Origin of the sequence: Roseburia sp. OM04-10BH, from assembly GCF_003462605.1 — a bacterium.
Lineage (GTDB): Bacteria > Bacillota > Clostridia > Lachnospirales > Lachnospiraceae > Roseburia_C > Roseburia_C amylophila.
Genome location: NZ_QTZI01000009.1, coordinates 28,130 through 43,763 on the forward strand (window position 1 = coordinate 28,130; position 15,634 = coordinate 43,763).

The 15,634-nt window shown below is 43.5% G+C and carries 17 protein-coding genes and 1 tRNA gene; 14 read left to right on the forward strand and 4 right to left on the reverse strand.

Features of this window, described 5'->3' with window-relative positions; all coding sequences use genetic code 11:
* Window positions 1–4 precede the first annotated feature (4 nt).
* The 3 genes from mobA to DXB43_RS10025 all read right to left on the reverse strand — a co-directional run bounded on the left by mobA (window position 5) and on the right by DXB43_RS10025 (window position 3,494).
* The gene (gene mobA, locus DXB43_RS10015) at window positions 5–1,051 is read right to left on the reverse strand and encodes a molybdenum cofactor guanylyltransferase (protein WP_243006670.1); all 1,047 of its coding nucleotides are present in this window, start codon (window positions 1,049–1,051) and stop codon (window positions 5–7) included.
* A 36-nt stretch (window positions 1,052–1,087) separates the two neighbouring features.
* A complete protein-coding gene (locus DXB43_RS10020; RefSeq protein WP_118704976.1) occupies window positions 1,088–2,119 on the reverse strand; it encodes an ATP-binding protein in 1,032 nt (343 codons plus the stop codon).
* 592 nt (window positions 2,120–2,711) lie between these two features.
* Window positions 2,712–3,494: a sporulation initiation factor Spo0A C-terminal domain-containing protein gene (locus tag DXB43_RS10025; RefSeq protein ID WP_022244286.1), complete on the reverse strand. Its 783-nt coding sequence runs from the start codon at window positions 3,492–3,494 to the stop codon at window positions 2,712–2,714.
* A gap of 372 nt (window positions 3,495–3,866) precedes the next feature.
* Between DXB43_RS10025 and DXB43_RS10030 the strand changes: the two genes are divergently transcribed.
* From DXB43_RS10030 to rsmI, 10 genes are read left to right on the forward strand one after another with little or no spacing between them, the layout of a single operon-like run.
* Window positions 3,867–4,118, forward strand: coding sequence for a type II toxin-antitoxin system Phd/YefM family antitoxin (locus DXB43_RS10030; protein ID WP_022244285.1), 252 nt, complete (start codon window positions 3,867–3,869; stop codon window positions 4,116–4,118).
* Window positions 4,119–4,379, forward strand: coding sequence for a Txe/YoeB family addiction module toxin (locus DXB43_RS10035; protein WP_022244284.1), 261 nt, complete (start codon window positions 4,119–4,121; stop codon window positions 4,377–4,379). It begins immediately after the preceding gene.
* A gap of 51 nt (window positions 4,380–4,430) precedes the next feature.
* Window positions 4,431–5,846, forward strand: a complete 1,416-nt coding sequence (locus DXB43_RS10040) for an aminotransferase class I/II-fold pyridoxal phosphate-dependent enzyme (protein ID WP_117947468.1) — start codon at window positions 4,431–4,433, stop codon at window positions 5,844–5,846.
* A 56-nt stretch (window positions 5,847–5,902) separates the two neighbouring features.
* The gene (locus DXB43_RS10045; protein ID WP_117947469.1) at window positions 5,903–6,493 is read left to right on the forward strand and encodes a guanylate kinase; all 591 of its coding nucleotides are present in this window, start codon (window positions 5,903–5,905) and stop codon (window positions 6,491–6,493) included.
* Window positions 6,494–6,501: 8 nt separating this feature from the next.
* On the forward strand, window positions 6,502–6,942 hold the full coding sequence (locus DXB43_RS10050) for a YaaR family protein (RefSeq protein WP_022244281.1): 441 nt from the start codon (window positions 6,502–6,504) through the stop codon (window positions 6,940–6,942).
* 49 nt (window positions 6,943–6,991) lie between these two features.
* The gene (locus DXB43_RS10055) at window positions 6,992–7,981 is read left to right on the forward strand and encodes a DNA polymerase III subunit (RefSeq protein ID WP_022244280.1); all 990 of its coding nucleotides are present in this window, start codon (window positions 6,992–6,994) and stop codon (window positions 7,979–7,981) included.
* A gap of 1 nt (window position 7,982) precedes the next feature.
* Window positions 7,983–8,894 (forward strand): PSP1 domain-containing protein, encoded by a 912-nt coding sequence (locus DXB43_RS10060; RefSeq protein ID WP_022244279.1) that lies wholly within the window; start codon window positions 7,983–7,985, stop codon window positions 8,892–8,894.
* Window positions 8,881–9,630, forward strand: a complete 750-nt coding sequence (locus tag DXB43_RS10065; protein WP_117947470.1) for a tRNA1(Val) (adenine(37)-N6)-methyltransferase — start codon at window positions 8,881–8,883, stop codon at window positions 9,628–9,630. The genes DXB43_RS10060 and DXB43_RS10065 overlap by 14 nt, the downstream gene beginning before the upstream one ends.
* A gap of 19 nt (window positions 9,631–9,649) precedes the next feature.
* Window positions 9,650–10,420, forward strand: coding sequence for a prolipoprotein diacylglyceryl transferase (locus tag DXB43_RS10070; RefSeq protein ID WP_117947534.1), 771 nt, complete (start codon window positions 9,650–9,652; stop codon window positions 10,418–10,420).
* 39 nt (window positions 10,421–10,459) lie between these two features.
* Complete coding sequence (gene rsmI / locus DXB43_RS10075) at window positions 10,460–11,299, forward strand: 16S rRNA (cytidine(1402)-2'-O)-methyltransferase (protein WP_117947471.1); 840 nt, start codon at window positions 10,460–10,462, stop codon at window positions 11,297–11,299.
* Between the two features lie 3 nt (window positions 11,300–11,302).
* Here the strand turns inward: rsmI and DXB43_RS10080 are convergent, their stop codons facing one another.
* Window positions 11,303–13,075 carry a DUF885 domain-containing protein gene (locus DXB43_RS10080; RefSeq protein WP_117947472.1) on the reverse strand — a complete coding sequence of 591 codons (1,773 nt, stop codon included), beginning with the start codon at window positions 13,073–13,075 and terminating at the stop codon, window positions 11,303–11,305.
* 169 nt (window positions 13,076–13,244) lie between these two features.
* Here DXB43_RS10080 and DXB43_RS10085 point away from each other — a divergent pair, with 169 nt between their 5' ends.
* From DXB43_RS10085 to DXB43_RS10100, 4 genes are all read left to right on the forward strand, one after another.
* On the forward strand, window positions 13,245–13,859 hold the full coding sequence (locus DXB43_RS10085) for a nucleoside recognition domain-containing protein (RefSeq protein WP_022244274.1): 615 nt from the start codon (window positions 13,245–13,247) through the stop codon (window positions 13,857–13,859).
* Window positions 13,859–14,560: a response regulator transcription factor gene (locus DXB43_RS10090; protein WP_117947473.1), complete on the forward strand. Its 702-nt coding sequence runs from the start codon at window positions 13,859–13,861 to the stop codon at window positions 14,558–14,560. Before DXB43_RS10085 ends, DXB43_RS10090 begins: the two co-directional genes overlap by 1 nt.
* 65 nt (window positions 14,561–14,625) lie before the next feature.
* Window positions 14,626–15,150: a spore maturation protein gene (locus tag DXB43_RS10095; RefSeq protein ID WP_022244272.1), complete on the forward strand. Its 525-nt coding sequence runs from the start codon at window positions 14,626–14,628 to the stop codon at window positions 15,148–15,150.
* Between the two features lie 189 nt (window positions 15,151–15,339).
* Window positions 15,340–15,413: transfer RNA gene (locus tag DXB43_RS10100), tRNA-Met, on the forward strand.
* Window positions 15,414–15,634: the final 221 nt, after the last annotated feature.

Below are 15,634 nucleotides of genomic sequence, written 5' to 3' on the forward strand. Positions count from 1 at the left end.
ATACTTAATGGCTATAGTCGCGGATCAGCGTCTTTAAGAAGCCAAGAAGTGACTTTGGCTTGCGGAAGTCAAAGCAAGGAACTTCTTCGCATTTGTAACCGAAATCACTGGCGATGGCAACAAGACCGGAAAGGGGATGCAGCGGAGTCTCATTTAACTCACTGCTCAAAAGCTCGATTTTAAAGCAGTCTTCATCTTCTAAATCGCAGGTGAGGATGAGGTCTACATTTGTAATATTGGAAAAATCTTTTTCTGAATCAAAGATGGCAGCCTTAATGCCATCTTTTTTTAATGCCTCCAATAGCTGGATGCAGAAGGTCTTTTTATCAATAATGGAATCCCCCACCAGCGATACCACGGGAATAAAAGAAATAATATTGCCTGTTGCCGGAAGCTCCAGATTGCTGTCTTCATCAAAAAGCTCTCCCCGTTCGGAAAGCAGCTTTAAGGCATGATAATAATGGGTGCGGGTATTGATGTTAAAAAATTGTTCATTCAGTGGAACCGGACATATATTTGCCAGCTCGTTTTCCGGGATATAGCCGGCATTGCATTTCTCATGAAGCCGGTTAAAGGAATATTGGTGAAAGAGCATGGCTTTTCCCACCTGCGGAATGCAGCTTTTAGAATAGACTGCAGAAAGTGTCTCCAGCTGGTCATTGGCACGCTCAATCGCCCAGATAGGATGCTCCTGTGGCTGTGACAGCAGGTAAAGCCCCAGTGCCGGTTCTACAAAAGGTGTATCTACGGAAATGAAGAAGGCACGTTCCTCAGAGATCATGGAAAGTGCGCTGAAGATACCGGACAGCGGACCGGCATTTCCATAGATGTCTCCAATGGTTGTCACCGGAAGATTCAGATGCGCATAATCATTTTTCTGCTGGACAGAAAGGTAGATTTTCGGAAAATCCGGCTGAAATTTCCGGACCAGATATTCAATCAGGCAGCAGTCCCCAAAAGGGAGCAAAGCCTTGTCCGTTCCAATTCTTGTACTTTTTCCACCACATAGTATAACCAGTGCATGACTCATAACATTTACCTCATGTAACATTTTACCTTCTCAAAAGTTCTTCCATCATAACATAAATCAGTCTGACTGTAAAACAAACATATCATTTCGTATATGTACCCGTTCAATTTCATTACGGCGGTAGGTCTGAATCAGATAGTGATTTTTCCGGTCAAAGACCAGGGAAATTTTTTTCGTAAATGTGGAAGTTCCCGGCGCATATTCGATGATGTGCAGGGATGCACAGTACTGTTTCTTTATCTTCCAGATGTCCATAAGACCGATTCCGCTGCCGCCACTGTCCTTGTGGGTGGTGTGCCGGGTCTGACCAAAGTCCTCAAAGAGCTGCACATCAAAGGCATTTCCGCTATCGGAAATCTCTATGGTACAACTGTCCTCATTATGGCAAAGGTAAGCAGAAAGGCTGCGCACCTCGTTATCACCAATGGCAATCATAGCATTTTCCAGCAAATCCGCCAGAAGGTGGGAAAGGTCTTCCCCGGAAATGACATCTTCCGTCATTTTTACAATATTGCCTGTGATATGCAGGGAAAAGTTGATATTTTGTGCCAGGGCACGCTGCTGCATATAGGTAAAAAGCGCATCTAAGACACAGACTCCGGTCACCGGAAGAGAGTGTTCATCATGGCGGTAGGAGTTCAGCGTACCTTTCCGATCCTGTGCCATGGTCTTTAACTCATTGGAAAGCTGTTCGCCCTTCTTTCTGGTATCACCGTCTGTGATCCCATCCTCTAAATATTCGCAGACAGCAAGTTCCATTGCCGGAATCAGCTTGTTATCTTTATGAATAATCTTAGCCAGGGCATCATTATTTTCCTCTAATTTCCGGATGCGGTTATCTTTCTCAATGAGTTCATTTTGTAAAGCCTTAAGTTCCGCCTGCCGCAGCTTCTCCCGGTAGTCACGGGTAATCCGGAACCGCCACCAGCAATAAAGCAGAAGTCCAATCAGGAAAAGGGCGATGAGGAGAAAGAGGAACTGCATGTCAGGAATGGAATCATAAAAGCTGATTATGGTAACAATGAGCAGAATAAAACAGCTTAAGATAAAACCTGTGGCAGAAGAGCCGATTTGATAGAGAAATGGCATGCCACGGCGGAGCCTTTTGATTTTGAAAAGAAGGAATATTAAGAGCAATTCAAGAAGTCCACCAGTAAATTGTATTGCTACATAGGGTAAATCATAGCGTCCATAGAAAAAGGGTGCAATTACCAGGGCGGTAAGCAAGGCTGCAAGAAGAAAGAGGATATAATGAATCCCTTCAGAAATAACCAGTGTTACGAGACTTAATGAAATTGTTTTCTGGGTAAAACGAGACAATATAAAAGTATTAAAAAGTATAATTGTTGGAAAAATGAAAATGAAACTATTAGCTTCTAAAAAACAAAAAAGAAAACTATCTATAAGAAAGATAATGAAAAAGGATATTTTCTGAAGAATTTTAGGATTTTTCAAATTAAGGAGCTTATAAAAAAGATAAAAGCTACATAAAAAGTTAAAAAACCAACGAATGCTATCTTGAATCATACATAACCTCATATAAAGAAAGAAAAAAGCATATAAAATGCAATCTGTAATGCAACTCCGTTAACCAGTCGGTTTTTTCTATACTCTTCTTACATTTTGAGAAGGAGGAAGAAAAAATGGCTTGGTTTTTAGATTTTATAAAAAAATATTTTGGTTAACGTCCATCCGTAATCTTTTCCGCGTAAAAGTAGATGAACTCCTTAATGGTAGGCATTCCGCGGTCAGGATTAATGTGGGCAGTGTAGCAGTTAAGAAGAGTTTCGGTGTCATTGGAATTCCATGCGCGGTTAATGGCATTCTGCATGGCACGTTCCACACTGGAATTACTCTTCTTATACTTGTTACCAAGAATCTGGGAAATGTTTGTGGTCGGTCCATCAATTGTTATCATAATGGCATCGGTCAGATATTTGTAACCAACAACCTTTGGACTGATACCAATGAGCTCCAGTTCCCGGTGGATTCTGCGGATAAGTCCCTGCTCTAAATCTTTTTGATTATCTTTCATATAAGAAGTATTGGATGTGGATTCTGTCATTTCAATCATAGGAAGAAGCTGTTCGAGAAAATCAACAGCAGATTCCGGAGAATAAGAATCTTCATATTTGCCGATAATGAAATCAGCACCAAGTCTTCTGGCAGATTCCAGCGTGATTTTGCTGGAGTTGTAAGTAGTGACAAGAATATAAGGCTTTTTCTCTAAGCCCAGTTTATTTAAGTCAGAGAGGAAAAACAGTCCGTTTCCACCACCATGATGCAATTCCAGATCAAGAATAACAGCGTCAGGAAGCGTATTCTGTACATATTGAATGCCAACATAAGAATTATTGGTGACGCCGGCTAAATCCATATTATCTTTAGTTGCAATATAGTTTGAAATACGATTGCAGGTGTTCATATCATCTTCGATCAATAAAATGTGGAGCGTTTTTTCCATGTACAAGTCCTCCTGATTTACTCATATATCGTTTCAATAAAATAACATTTCACAAGGCATCTTTAAAATTAAGCTTATTATATCTCAAAAACCCCTTTAAAACAACAAAAAACAATACAAACCAACGAAAACCAACAACAAAAGCGTAAAGTTTGTGTTGGAAAAAAGTGGTAAACTACCCAGTAAGGAGTATCGATAAAGAATTTGAGTTGTGTAAAGTTATCATATAGATTCGGGTGGCTGCTTTCAAAGCAGTCACCCGAAAGTCGTTTCTGGAGAGTCTGAATAGAAGCCGTTGACTTGGACAAAATAGTAGAATATAATAAAAGTACGAAAAAACATACGGATTTTAATACGAAAAGAGGTGAGAATATGATAGCAGTAAAATCAATGAATGTAAGAGACCATTTTAAAGAGTGGTGTAATAAGGTAATAAATGGAGAGACGATTATTGTATCAAGACCAAAGAATGAAAATATTGTTATGATGTCTGAAGCAGAATATAACGATATGAAGAAAGCTCAGAGAAATGCAGATTATCTGGCTATGCTGGACAAATCTATGTCCGAAGCGGAATCTGGTGGAGTTATTGTAAAAACAATTGGGGAATTGGAGAATTTATAGGTGAATATCATTTTTACACCGACTGCCTGGGAGCAGTATACAGAGTGGCAGCGGGAAGATAAGAAAATAGTAAAACGCATTAATGAATTGATAAAAAGTATAGACAGAGAGGGATTGGCACAGGGAATAGGAAAGCCGGAACCATTGAAATACAGGAAAGTCTGGAGCAGGCGGATTACGGATGAACACCGCCTTACATACAATTTTGATGTAAATTTAAATTTAATTATTTATACTTGCAAATATCATTATGAAGAGTAGAACAATGGAAAAAAACGCAACTTACAGGAAGTACAGACCGAAAGGTGAACCATGACATATATAAAAGATGAATTATGTAAACTTGCATCCTCTGATATGTATCCCCTTCATATGCCGGGACATAAGCGGAGACTGGATTGTGACATCAATCCTTATACATATGATATTACAGAAATAGATGGATTTGATAATCTGCATGCCGCAGAAGGAATCATAAAGGAAGCCGAGGAGCGGGCAGCCGCATTATGGGGCGCAAAGAGTTCTTTCTTTCTGGTAAATGGAAGTACCTGCGGTATTTTAGCAGCACTCAGTGCCGCATTACCGAAAAAGGGACATCTTCTGATGGCACGAAACAGCCATAAGGCAGCATATCATGCAGCATATTTAAGAGAGTTACAGGTGACATATCTCTATCCGGTATTTACAGAATTCGGGATACAGGGTGGAATACTGCCGGAGCAGGTGGAAGCTGCATTAGAAGCGGATGAAAGTATTGAGGCTGTGTTTCTTACATCACCAACCTATGATGGAATCGTATCAGATATAGAAAAAATAGCAGAAATTGCCCATCAGCATGGGATTCCGCTGATTGTGGACGAAGCTCATGGTGCGCATCTTGGCTTTCATCCGTATTTCCCAAAATCAGCTATTACGCTGGGAGCAGATGTGGTAATCCAGAGCCTGCATAAGACGCTTCCGGCACCTACACAGACTGCAATTCTGCATTGGAATTCTTCTTATATAAAGAAGGAACGGCTGGAGTGGTTCTTAAATATCTATGAAACCAGTTCTCCATCCTATTTATTCTTGGCCAGCATGGATGAATGTGTGCGTCTGCTGACGGAAGAGAAAGAGAAGTATTTTGATGCATATGAGAAGCGTCTGAAAGACTTTTATGAAAAAGCATCCCATTTTTCTAATGTGGAAGTCATGGGAGAAGTGGATTTAAAAGAGACAGAAGGCTTTGCCAAAGACCCGTCGAAGCTGGTACTCCGTGCCACGAAAGCCGGACTTTCCGGGGAAGAGCTGTATCAGCTGCTCAGGGAGAAATACCATTTGCAGTTAGAGATGTGTCAGGGAGACTATGCGCTGGCAATGACCAGTATCTTTGACCGTGAAGAAGGATTTGACCGGCTGTATGCGGCACTGGAAGAAATTGATAAAAAAGAAGCCGCAGCAAGAAGAACAATAACGCCGCAGTTTCTGACCGAAGCCTATGCAAAGCGGACGGTCCGCATATCCATTGCAGAAGCGCTGGATGCAAAGACAGTGGAAATGGGGCTGAAGGAGAGTGTTGGCAAGACGGCAGGAGCATTTGTCTATCTTTATCCGCCGGGTATCCCGATGCTGGTGCCGGGAGAAGAGATTTCCAAAGAAGCAGTGGCAGTGATAAAAACCTGCCGGGAGAATGCATTTCATATTCATGGCGTGACTGAGGGCGGAAAGATAAAAGTTGTCATTTCCTGAAAATTATTTTATACTAGAAAACAGACGGCAAAACCGTAGAAACAGGAGATTTACACATGGGAAAGATTTTCTGTCTGATGGGCAAGAGCTCAACAGGAAAAGATACCATATATAAGATGCTGCGGGATGAGAAAGCATTGCAGCTTCAGACGATTGTACCATATACTACCCGGCCGATCCGTGCAGGCGAGACGGAGGGCGTAGAGTATCATTTTATTGATGAACAAAGGCTTTTGAAGCTCGAAAAAGAAGGAAAAGTCATAGAGCAGCGCGCATATGATACTATATACGGAATCTGGCGCTATGCCACAATTGCAGACGGGCAGGTTAATCTGTCGGAGCACAGTTATCTTCTGATTGGCACCCTTGCCGTGTATACACAGCTTTGTGCCTATTATGGAAAAGACGCAATCGTACCGATATATATAGAAGTAGAAGATGGTTTACGTCTGCAGCGGGCATTGGACCGGGAGCGGATGCAGGATAAGCCAAAGTATACAGAGCTTTGCAGGAGATTTCTTGCAGATGATGCGGATTTTGCAGAAGAAGCATTGGAAAAGGCAGGAATTACCAGACATTTTGAGAATGATAATCTGCAAAAGACAGTAGAGGAAATTGCAGCTTTTGTGCTATCATATAATGGATAGGTGATAAAATGGAGATTAGAGTAAACGACACTGCACCGGTGAATCAGACCACCGGAACCACGCCGGTAGACACCGGAGACGGCAGCTTTAAATTTACATTGACCAGTGCAATCGAAGAGCAGGAGCTTCAGCAGCGGTTGAACAGCCTCTTAGATGACATTACCAAGCAGGGTAATCTTATTGCACAGCATATGGACATCCGGGACATGAAGAAATACCGCGGACTGGTGAAGGATTTCTTAAATGAAGTCGTAACCCGTTCCCATAAATTTTCCAGAGAGAACTTTCTCGACCGGAAAGGCCGTCATCGTGTCTATGGAATCGTCAAGTTGGTGGATAAGAACTTAGACGAACTGGCAGAAGAGCTGGTGAAGGATGAGTCGGACCACATTACCATATTGGATAAAATCGGGGAAATTGCAGGATTATTGCTGGATATTTTCACGTAAAAACAGGGCAGCCTAAGACAGCAGGAAGCTTCAGGAGAAAGGAGCGCACATGGCAGGATTTGCAGAAATCATTGGACATGAACAGATTATAGAGCATTTACAGAATGCAATAAAAATGGATAAAATATCCCATGCATATATATTGAACGGACCGGACAAATCCGGCAAGAAAATGCTGGCGGAGGCATTTGCCCAGACCCTGCAGTGTGAACAGCACGGCATTGAGCCCTGCATGGAGTGCCATTCCTGTAAGCAGGCAGTGAACCACAACCAGCCGGACATCATTTATGTCACACATGAGAAGCCGAATACGCTTTCCGTGGCAGATATCCGCAGCCAGCTTGTAAATGATGTAGATGTGAAGCCATACAGCAGCAGATATAAGATTTATATTGTAGATGAAGCAGAGAAAATGAACCAGCAGGCGCAGAATGCACTGTTAAAAACCATCGAAGAGCCGCCGGCATATGCGGTTATCATTCTGCTGACTACCAATGCGGATGCATTTTTACCGACGATTCTTTCCCGGTGTGTGGTATTGAACCTTAAGGTAGTTTCCGATGATAAAATCAAAAAATATCTGATGGAGCACTGTAAAGTGCCGGATTATCAGGCGGATGTGTGTGTGGCATTTGCCCAGGGAAATGTGGGAAAGGCAATGGCGTTGGCATCTTCGGATGATTTTCAGGAGCTGAAAGCTGCAGCCGTGCAGTTATTAAAGCGAATCCATGAGATTGAGCTTTATGAATTTAAGGAAGCCATCAAACAGATTAACGAATATAAAATGGAAATCAACGATTATCTTGATATCATGATGATCTGGTTTCGTGACATTTTATTATATAAAGCAACAACAGATGTAAATGGACTGATATTTAAGGATGAAGTCTATGACATAAAGAAGCAGGCAAGCAAGAGTTCCTACAGTGGAATTGAAGCAATATTAGAAGCGTTGGAAAAGGCAAAGGTGCGCCTTACGGCAAATGTCAACTTTGACCTTGTGATGGAATTGTTGCTGCTGACAATAAAGGAGAATTAGAATGACAAAAGTAGTTGGAGTCAGATTCCGCAGAGCCGGAAAGATATATTATTTTGACCCGGGTAAAGCAAAGATGGCGGCAGGCAGCCATGTTATCGTGGAGACTGCCCGTGGCATAGAGTACGGAACTGTGCTGATTGCCCCGAAAGAGGTAGACGATAAAGCAGTGGTTCAGCCATTGAAGCCGGTCATCCGCGTGGCAACACCGGAGGACGATAAGACTGAGCAGAGAAATAAAGAGAAAGAAAAAGAAGCATACAAAATCTGTCTTGAGAAAATTGCAAAGCATAAGCTTGAAATGAAGCTGGTAGAAGCAGAGTATACCTTTGATAACAATAAGCTTCTGTTTTACTTTACCGCAGACGGACGAATTGATTTCCGTGAACTGGTAAAGGATCTGGCAGCAGTATTCCGCACCAGAATTGAGCTGCGCCAGATTGGAGTGAGAGACGAGACCAAGATTTTAGGCGGAATTGGAATCTGCGGAAGAGAATTATGCTGTAAATCCTATCTGGCTGATTTTGCTCCGGTATCCATTAAGATGGCAAAGGAGCAGAACCTGTCCTTAAATCCGACTAAGATTTCCGGTGTATGTGGCAGACTGATGTGCTGCCTGAAAAATGAGGCTGAAACATACGAATATTTAAACAGCCGTCTTCCGAATGTGGGTGATACCGTTACCACAATTGATGGATGTAAAGGTGAAGTACAGAGCATTAACGTATTGCGTCAGCTGGTGAAGGTCTTAATCGAAGTAAATGATGAGAAAGAACTTCGGGAATATAAGGTAAAAGAGCTGAAGTTCAAGCCAAGAAGACGCAGAGACAATATCAAACTTTCTCCGGAAGAGATGAAAGAGCTGGAAGCCTTAGAGGATAAGGGAGGAAAGTCTAAGATTAATGACGTCAAGTAATGAGATTCAATTAAAACCGGATGAGCGTGTGGACGAGCTGAATCGCAAGGGTTATCGTATCATTCAGGATACGAAGCAGTTCTGCTTTGGAATGGATGCGGTACTCTTAAGTGCTTTTGTAAAGGTAAAGCCGAAACAGAGAGTGTTAGACCTTGGAACCGGAACGGGAGTGATTCCCATCCTATTAGAGGCGAAGACTCCCGGAGAGCATTTTACCGGGCTTGAGATTCAGCCGGACAGTGCCGACATGGCAAGACGAAGTGTTGCGTTAAATGGATTGACGGATAAAATCGATATCGTAACAGGAGATATAAAAGATGCCTCGAAGATCTTTGGGGCATCTTCTTTTGATATTATAACCACAAATCCGCCTTATATGATAGGACAGCACGGTCTTACGAATCCGGAGGAAGCAAAGGCAATTGCCCGCCATGAAATATTGTGCAATCTTACGGATATTGTGAGGGAGAGTGCGAGAATACTAAAGCCGGGGGGACATTTTTTTATGGTACACCGCCCGTTTCGTCTGACAGAAATCATCTGCTGTATGCATGAGCATCGCATCGAGCCAAAGCGGATGCGGCTGGTATATCCATATGCAGACCGGGAGCCGAACATGGTACTTATCGAAGGCTGCAGAGGCGGGCGTTCCCGTATGACGGTGGAGAAGCCGCTGATTGTATACAAGGAACCGAATGTATACACCGATGAAATATATGAGATTTATGATTTGTAATGAAAGAAAGGAAAGACATATGTTTAATGAGATAACAATTGGACCGTTGACACTTCATACGTATGGACTGATGATTGGACTTGGATTTTTAGCCGCATATGCGATGTGTTATTACCGTGGGAAAAAGATGAAAATGGAAAAAAGCGGAGATATTCTTTATGGAATCTTCTGGTGTGCCATCATCGGCGGACTGGTGGGAACCAGATTGCTTTATTATATTGTAGAGATTCCGGAGATTATCAAAGACCCATCCATTCTCTGGAACTTTAAAAACGGTTATGTAGTATATGGAGGAATTATCGGAGGAATCTTAGTATCCTGGCTTTACTGCAGGATAAAGAAGGTATCTTTCATCGAATACTTTGACCTTGTTATGCCGGCAGTAGCACTGGCACAGGGCTTTGGAAGAATCGGATGCTTCTTTGCAGGCTGTTGTTACGGAAAAGCAACGGACAGCTGGTTTGGAATTACCTTTACTCATTCCGACTATGCTCCAAATGGAGTCAAGCTGATACCAACACAGCTTATTTCATCTGCAGGAGACTTCATGATTTGCCTGATGCTGCTTGCTTATGCAAAGCGCAAGCCGAAAAAAGGCAGAGTGGCATCCTTATACTTAATGTTCTATGGAATCGGAAGATTTGGTGTGGAATTTTTAAGAAGTGATTACCGCGGAAGCGTGGGATTCCTTTCTACTTCCCAGTTTATTTCCATTGGTATTGTGGCAGCAGGCATCATACTCTATCAGATGTTGCCGCGCATTTATGAAGATGCGAAGAAAGCGGAGTAAGAAGATATATAATACCACTTAAATAAAAGAGGATAGATTATGGCAGGAAAACTGTATCTGTGTGCAACACCCATTGGAAATTTAGAGGACATCACGTTCCGGGTATTGCGTACCTTAAAGGAAGTAGATTTAATAGCGGCAGAGGATACGAGAAATTCCATTAAGCTCTTAAATCATTTTGAGATTAAGACACCGATGACCAGCTACCATGAATATAACAAAATTGAAAAGGCATACAAGCTGGTAGAGAAATTACAGGAAGGCAAAAATATTGCCCTGATAACAGATGCCGGAACACCGGGTATTTCAGATCCGGGAGAAGAACTGGTTCGAATCTGTTATGAGAATGGCATCGAAGTAACTTCCCTTCCGGGACCGGCAGCCTGCATTACCGCACTGACCATATCGGGACTTCCAACCAGACGATTTGCTTTCGAGGCATTTCTTCCGAGGGATAAAAAAGAACGTGCCAGAGTCTTGGAGGAGCTGGCGCAGGAGAGCCGAACCATGATTGTATATGAGGCACCACACCATCTTCTAAAGACCTTAAAGGAGCTTTATGAAGTTCTTGGAAACCGTGAATTAACGGTCTGCAAGGAGCTGACCAAGCGATATGAGAACACGACAAAAACGACATTCGAAGATGTCATAAGATTCTATGAGGACAACGAACCAAAAGGAGAGTACGTTTTAGTTATTTCCGGAAAGACATTTGAGACAAAGGAACGGGAAGCCAGAGAAGCCTGGGAGAGCCTTTCCGTCGAGGAACATATGGCACATTATGAGGCTTCCGGCATGGAACGGAAGGAAGCCATGAAGCAGGTGGCAAAGGATCGTGGCATCAGTAAACGTGATGTATATCAGGCACTGTTAAAGTAGAAGTTAAATAGTCTGCCGGTAGTAGTCCTTTAAATATTTTTTTACAATATCAAAAGGTGCAGGACCGATGGACAACACTGCCTGGTGAAACTGTTTATCGGAATAGGAATCCCCAAAGGTTTCTTTGGCATAGTCCTTCAGCTGAAGAAATTCCAGGCAGCCAATATAATATTTGAGATAATGAGCCGGCTCCGCTACGATATAGTCGTAGATTTCGGAAGCGGCTTCTTTATTGTCGATGCCATAATCACTTAAGAAGTCCTTAAGGTCGCTGAGCGTCCAGCCTTTTCCATGAATGGATAAATCTGCGGTGGCATAGAGGCTCAAAAGAGCGGACTGGTTGTGCATAAGGAGCGAAGCCTTTTCCTCCGGCAGACCGGCATAAGAGTAAGAGAGCATTTCCACATAAGTTGCCCAGCCCTCTACATAGCCGGGATAGTTGAGAATACTCCGGATGGGTGCACAGCCGGAGGCAGACGTAGTGGTAGTCTGATAGAGATGTCCCGGGAATCCTTCGTGCGCCAGTGTGGTGAAAAGCTCGAAGCCTTCGTAGTGGCTGCGGGGATTGATATAGATGACATTATGGGAAATGTTATCGATAGGGGCCGTCAGATAAAAGGCGGGAGCCATGGAATCCTGCATACAAGGGTCCACGGAGCGGACGGAAAAATCCGTAGAGACCGGCGGCAGGAAATCCTTTGTAATAGCGGAAGAAAGACAGGTAAGCATCTCCTCCGGGGTGGCATCCTTCATTGGAAAATCATCGGTAGTAAGAGAGATACCGGGATGACTGGCAGCAATCCCGTTGATGGCAAGAAGGTCGGATTTCCGTTGCTTTTCCGTCATTTCTAAAAGTTCATCTATGGAATGGGAAGAGCCGGTGGCATCATAAACCAAAGCAGCATAATAGTCTGAGCCATCCGGAAAATAGCAAAGTCCGGCGGAGTTGCTGCCACTGCCCTTGTGCTCCACCAGAAAATTCCGCAAAGCTTCATAGGCTGGCAGAATATATTCCCTAAAAGCACCTTCATTTTCGATACAGTAGGAAGTCTGTTCCTCTGCTGTTAAATCAGGAAGTTCCGCTACTTTATTACGAAAAGTAGTAATCAGATAATGCTCAGAACTGTTATCACAGAAGGTATTTAAGTCTGCAATCAGCGTATCCGCCTGGGTATCCGAAAGAAAAAGTCCCTCATTGATTTTATTCGTTTCATAATCTAAGACAGAATCAAAGCAGGCTGGGATCAGTGAAAGCAGAGTCAGATAATCCTCCACATCTTTACGGTCATAGAAATGGTATTCTGATAGCAGAACCGGAAGCTGGGCAGGAAATCCGGTGGAAGGACGCAGGATTTCCGGGTAATAGGTATAGTCCGACTGACTGCGGTTAGAAGAGACATAGTCATTTAAAATATCATAAGTCAGCTTCTGCTCGGTGGTCAGTACCTCATAGTCATAGGACTGTAACCCACAGGAGATATTTTCGATATTTAAGGCAGATTGCTTTCTGGCATCGGCAGAATAGTCCGGCAAAGCAATTTTATAATCGGTAATGCCATAGACTTCCGGCTGGCTTAAGGTATAGTGAAGGGTCAGGGTATCGGAGGTTACTTCGCTTTGAAATAAAAGACTGGTATATTCCTCAAAGGAAATGGAATCCGGCGCAATATAACCGGAATCAGAAGCCGACTGGTCTTTGCTGCACCCGCTTAGAAGAAATAAGGATAAAGCAAAGCAAATGGTTATCAGAAAAGGAGAAATATATTTGTGCAGCATAGACGGCCTCGGATGAAGAGTGTTCAACAAAGAATATGAAAAAAATCGTATCGATATGACAAAAGAACGTGATATGGCAGAAGAGGGTGTGCTATAATCACCAGAGAAAGTAGTTCCTTCCGGGAAAACTGCATATAGTAGAGTAACGGGAAAGCAAAAGAGGTTCGAAATGAATTATCTGTGGGGATTTATGATTCTTGCGGGAGTGCTCTACGGTGCAATCAACGGAACACTGCCGGAAGTGACCGAGGCAGCAGTAAACTCTGCCAAAGAAGCAGTGGCATTAGCCATTACCATGACAGGAGTCATGGCGTTCTGGATGGGAATGATGAAAATTGCGGAATGTAGCGGCATTGTAAAAGCGGCAGTAAAGAAAATGCGGCCGGTGTTGACATTTCTTTTTCCGGATATACCAGATGACCATCCTGCCAATCATTACATAGCAGTCAACATGATAGCCAATATGTTAGGCCTTGGCTGGGCGGCAACGCCGGCAGGCTTAAAGGCAATGCAGCAATTACAGGAGTTACATATTGCCAGACTTAAGGCAGCCGGAAAAAATATACAGAAGTATTCCGGAAATGCCACAAAGGAAATGTGTACCTTTTTGATTATCAATATATCGTCTCTGCAACTGATTCCCATGAACATTGTGGCGTACCGCAGTCAGTATGGCTCGGTGCATCCGGCTGCGGTGGTGGGACCGGGACTTGCAGCGACCATTATCAGCACAGCAACGGCAGTCATTTTCTGCCGGATTGTAAGTCGAAGGAGAACGGATTAATGTATACCATAGGAATCATCGAACAGGATAAAGCATTGGGGGATGCCATGGAGCAGGTACTGGACGAAAAAGGCTATTTTACAGTGCGGGCGGATTCCCTCACAGATGCCGGGGAGTTATTTCAGCAGGTTATTGTGGATATGGTGGTATTAGACCTTGAGCAGAAGGAATTTGCCGGAAAAGAGGATGTAGCAGCAATATGGGAGAATACCTTCCTCGCTCTGGTGCAGGCAAAGCCACTGCTATTGATTCGGCCGGAGAAAACCGGCTCTGTTTTTGAACGGTGTAAAAAATGCATAGAACGGGCAGACGATTATATCAGAAAGCCCTTTGATATACAGGAATTCCGCATCCGCGTGGAAGTACGTCTGAGTAAAATTCCGGCAGAAAAAGAGAAAGTAAGATTTTTCTATTACGAAGAGATAAAGCTGGATATCGAGAAGCGGCTGGCGACCATTGGCGGGCAGACTACGAAGCTTACCAGAACAGAAGCTGCTATTTTAAAATGCCTGATACAGCGGAACGGACGGACAGTGACAAAGACCACGCTGTTAGACGAAATTGCAGAAGATACACCGGACTGTGTGGAAAATTCCATCAAAGTCCATGCCAGCAACTTACGACGGAAACTGCGGGAATTAAGCGGCAGGGATTACATCGAAACCCGCAAGGGCGTGGGGCTGCGCCTGCGGAAGCAGTAAAAAGCGGCATGATAGTTCTCCTGTCTGCATAGAATGAAAAAGAAGCTCTTAGCAGGAGAATAAGGATGCGCTTTCTTATGTTTCTGTCAGATGCCCTGATTCCGATACTGGTCTTTTACATCGTAGGATTCGGCATTCTGATGAAGAAAAATGTATATGACGATTTTTTAAAGGGCGCAAAAGAAGGCATACAGACAGTAGTTGGAATCCTGCCAACGCTGGTGGGGCTTATGGTAGCAGTCGGGATCCTAAGAGCCTCCGGGCTGTTGGACTTCATTTCTACTACCTGCATGGGTTGGACGAAACATATCGGAATTCCTTCCGAGCTTATCCCCATTGCCATTGTCAAAATGTTTTCCTCCTCGGCGGCAACCGGACTGCTGGTGGATTTATACAAGGAAGCCGGATGTGATTCCTTCGTGGGAATGGCAGCCTCTGTCATGTTAAGCTGCACCGAGACTATTTTTTATACCATGTCAATTTATTTTATGTCGGTAAAAGTACGAAAGACCGGCTTTACGCTTCCGGGGGCATTGTTTGCTACGCTGGCAGGAATTGCGGCAAGTATCTTTTTGGCGGGACGAGTGTAGACTTTCCATAAATAGTGTGCTACACTTTTTCTGGGTTGACGAGGACTGTACAGGACTTCAGATGATGAAGATACAATTCTTCAATAATCAGGAATAAAAGTGCTTGTAACTGTATATTATGTAAGGCAGGGACATAGAAATTTGACATTTGCAGAAGGAAGGACTATAATAGTTTTTGCAAATAAATAGCGCGGGATGGAGCAGTCTGGAAGCTCGTCGGGCTCATAACCCGAAGGTCACAGGTTCAAATCCTGTTCCCGCAACTCTTTAACCACTGTCTTATGGGCGGTGGTTTTTTACTTTACAGGAAATTGCTTTCCTGTAAAGTAAAAACCGCTCCGCGGGGATGCGCACTGCGGCGCATAAGGTAGATGTCGCAAGCGACCGCCGCAGGCGCGAGAATGTGCCAAGGCACATTCTTTTTTACGCGAGTTGCTCGCAGTTACCAACGCATCCGTAAGAAGCTGCCAGTGGCAGATTCTGT

Bases quoted from the DNA above. Each gene is read 5' to 3' on its own strand.
- mobA (WP_243006670.1), bottom strand. From the start codon at position 1,051: ATGTTACATGAGGTAAATGTTATGAGTCATGCACTGGTTATACTATGT.
- DXB43_RS10020 (WP_118704976.1), bottom strand. From the start codon at position 2,119: ATGCCATTTCTCTATCAAATCGGCTCTTCTGCCACAGGTTTTATCTTA.
- DXB43_RS10025 (WP_022244286.1), bottom strand. From the start codon at position 3,494: ATGGAAAAAACGCTCCACATTTTATTGATCGAAGATGATATGAACACC.
- DXB43_RS10030 (WP_022244285.1), top strand. From the start codon at position 3,867: ATGATAGCAGTAAAATCAATGAATGTAAGAGACCATTTTAAAGAGTGG.
- DXB43_RS10040 (WP_117947468.1), top strand. From the start codon at position 4,431: ATGACATATATAAAAGATGAATTATGTAAACTTGCATCCTCTGATATG.
- DXB43_RS10045 (WP_117947469.1), top strand. From the start codon at position 5,903: ATGGGAAAGATTTTCTGTCTGATGGGCAAGAGCTCAACAGGAAAAGAT.
- DXB43_RS10050 (WP_022244281.1), top strand. From the start codon at position 6,502: ATGGAGATTAGAGTAAACGACACTGCACCGGTGAATCAGACCACCGGA.
- DXB43_RS10055 (WP_022244280.1), top strand. From the start codon at position 6,992: ATGGCAGGATTTGCAGAAATCATTGGACATGAACAGATTATAGAGCAT.
- DXB43_RS10060 (WP_022244279.1), top strand. From the start codon at position 7,983: ATGACAAAAGTAGTTGGAGTCAGATTCCGCAGAGCCGGAAAGATATAT.
- DXB43_RS10065 (WP_117947470.1), top strand. From the start codon at position 8,881: ATGACGTCAAGTAATGAGATTCAATTAAAACCGGATGAGCGTGTGGAC.
- DXB43_RS10070 (WP_117947534.1), top strand. From the start codon at position 9,650: ATGTTTAATGAGATAACAATTGGACCGTTGACACTTCATACGTATGGA.
- rsmI (WP_117947471.1), top strand. From the start codon at position 10,460: ATGGCAGGAAAACTGTATCTGTGTGCAACACCCATTGGAAATTTAGAG.
- DXB43_RS10080 (WP_117947472.1), bottom strand. From the start codon at position 13,075: ATGCTGCACAAATATATTTCTCCTTTTCTGATAACCATTTGCTTTGCT.
- DXB43_RS10085 (WP_022244274.1), top strand. From the start codon at position 13,245: ATGAATTATCTGTGGGGATTTATGATTCTTGCGGGAGTGCTCTACGGT.
- DXB43_RS10090 (WP_117947473.1), top strand. From the start codon at position 13,859: ATGTATACCATAGGAATCATCGAACAGGATAAAGCATTGGGGGATGCC.
- DXB43_RS10095 (WP_022244272.1), top strand. From the start codon at position 14,626: ATGCGCTTTCTTATGTTTCTGTCAGATGCCCTGATTCCGATACTGGTC.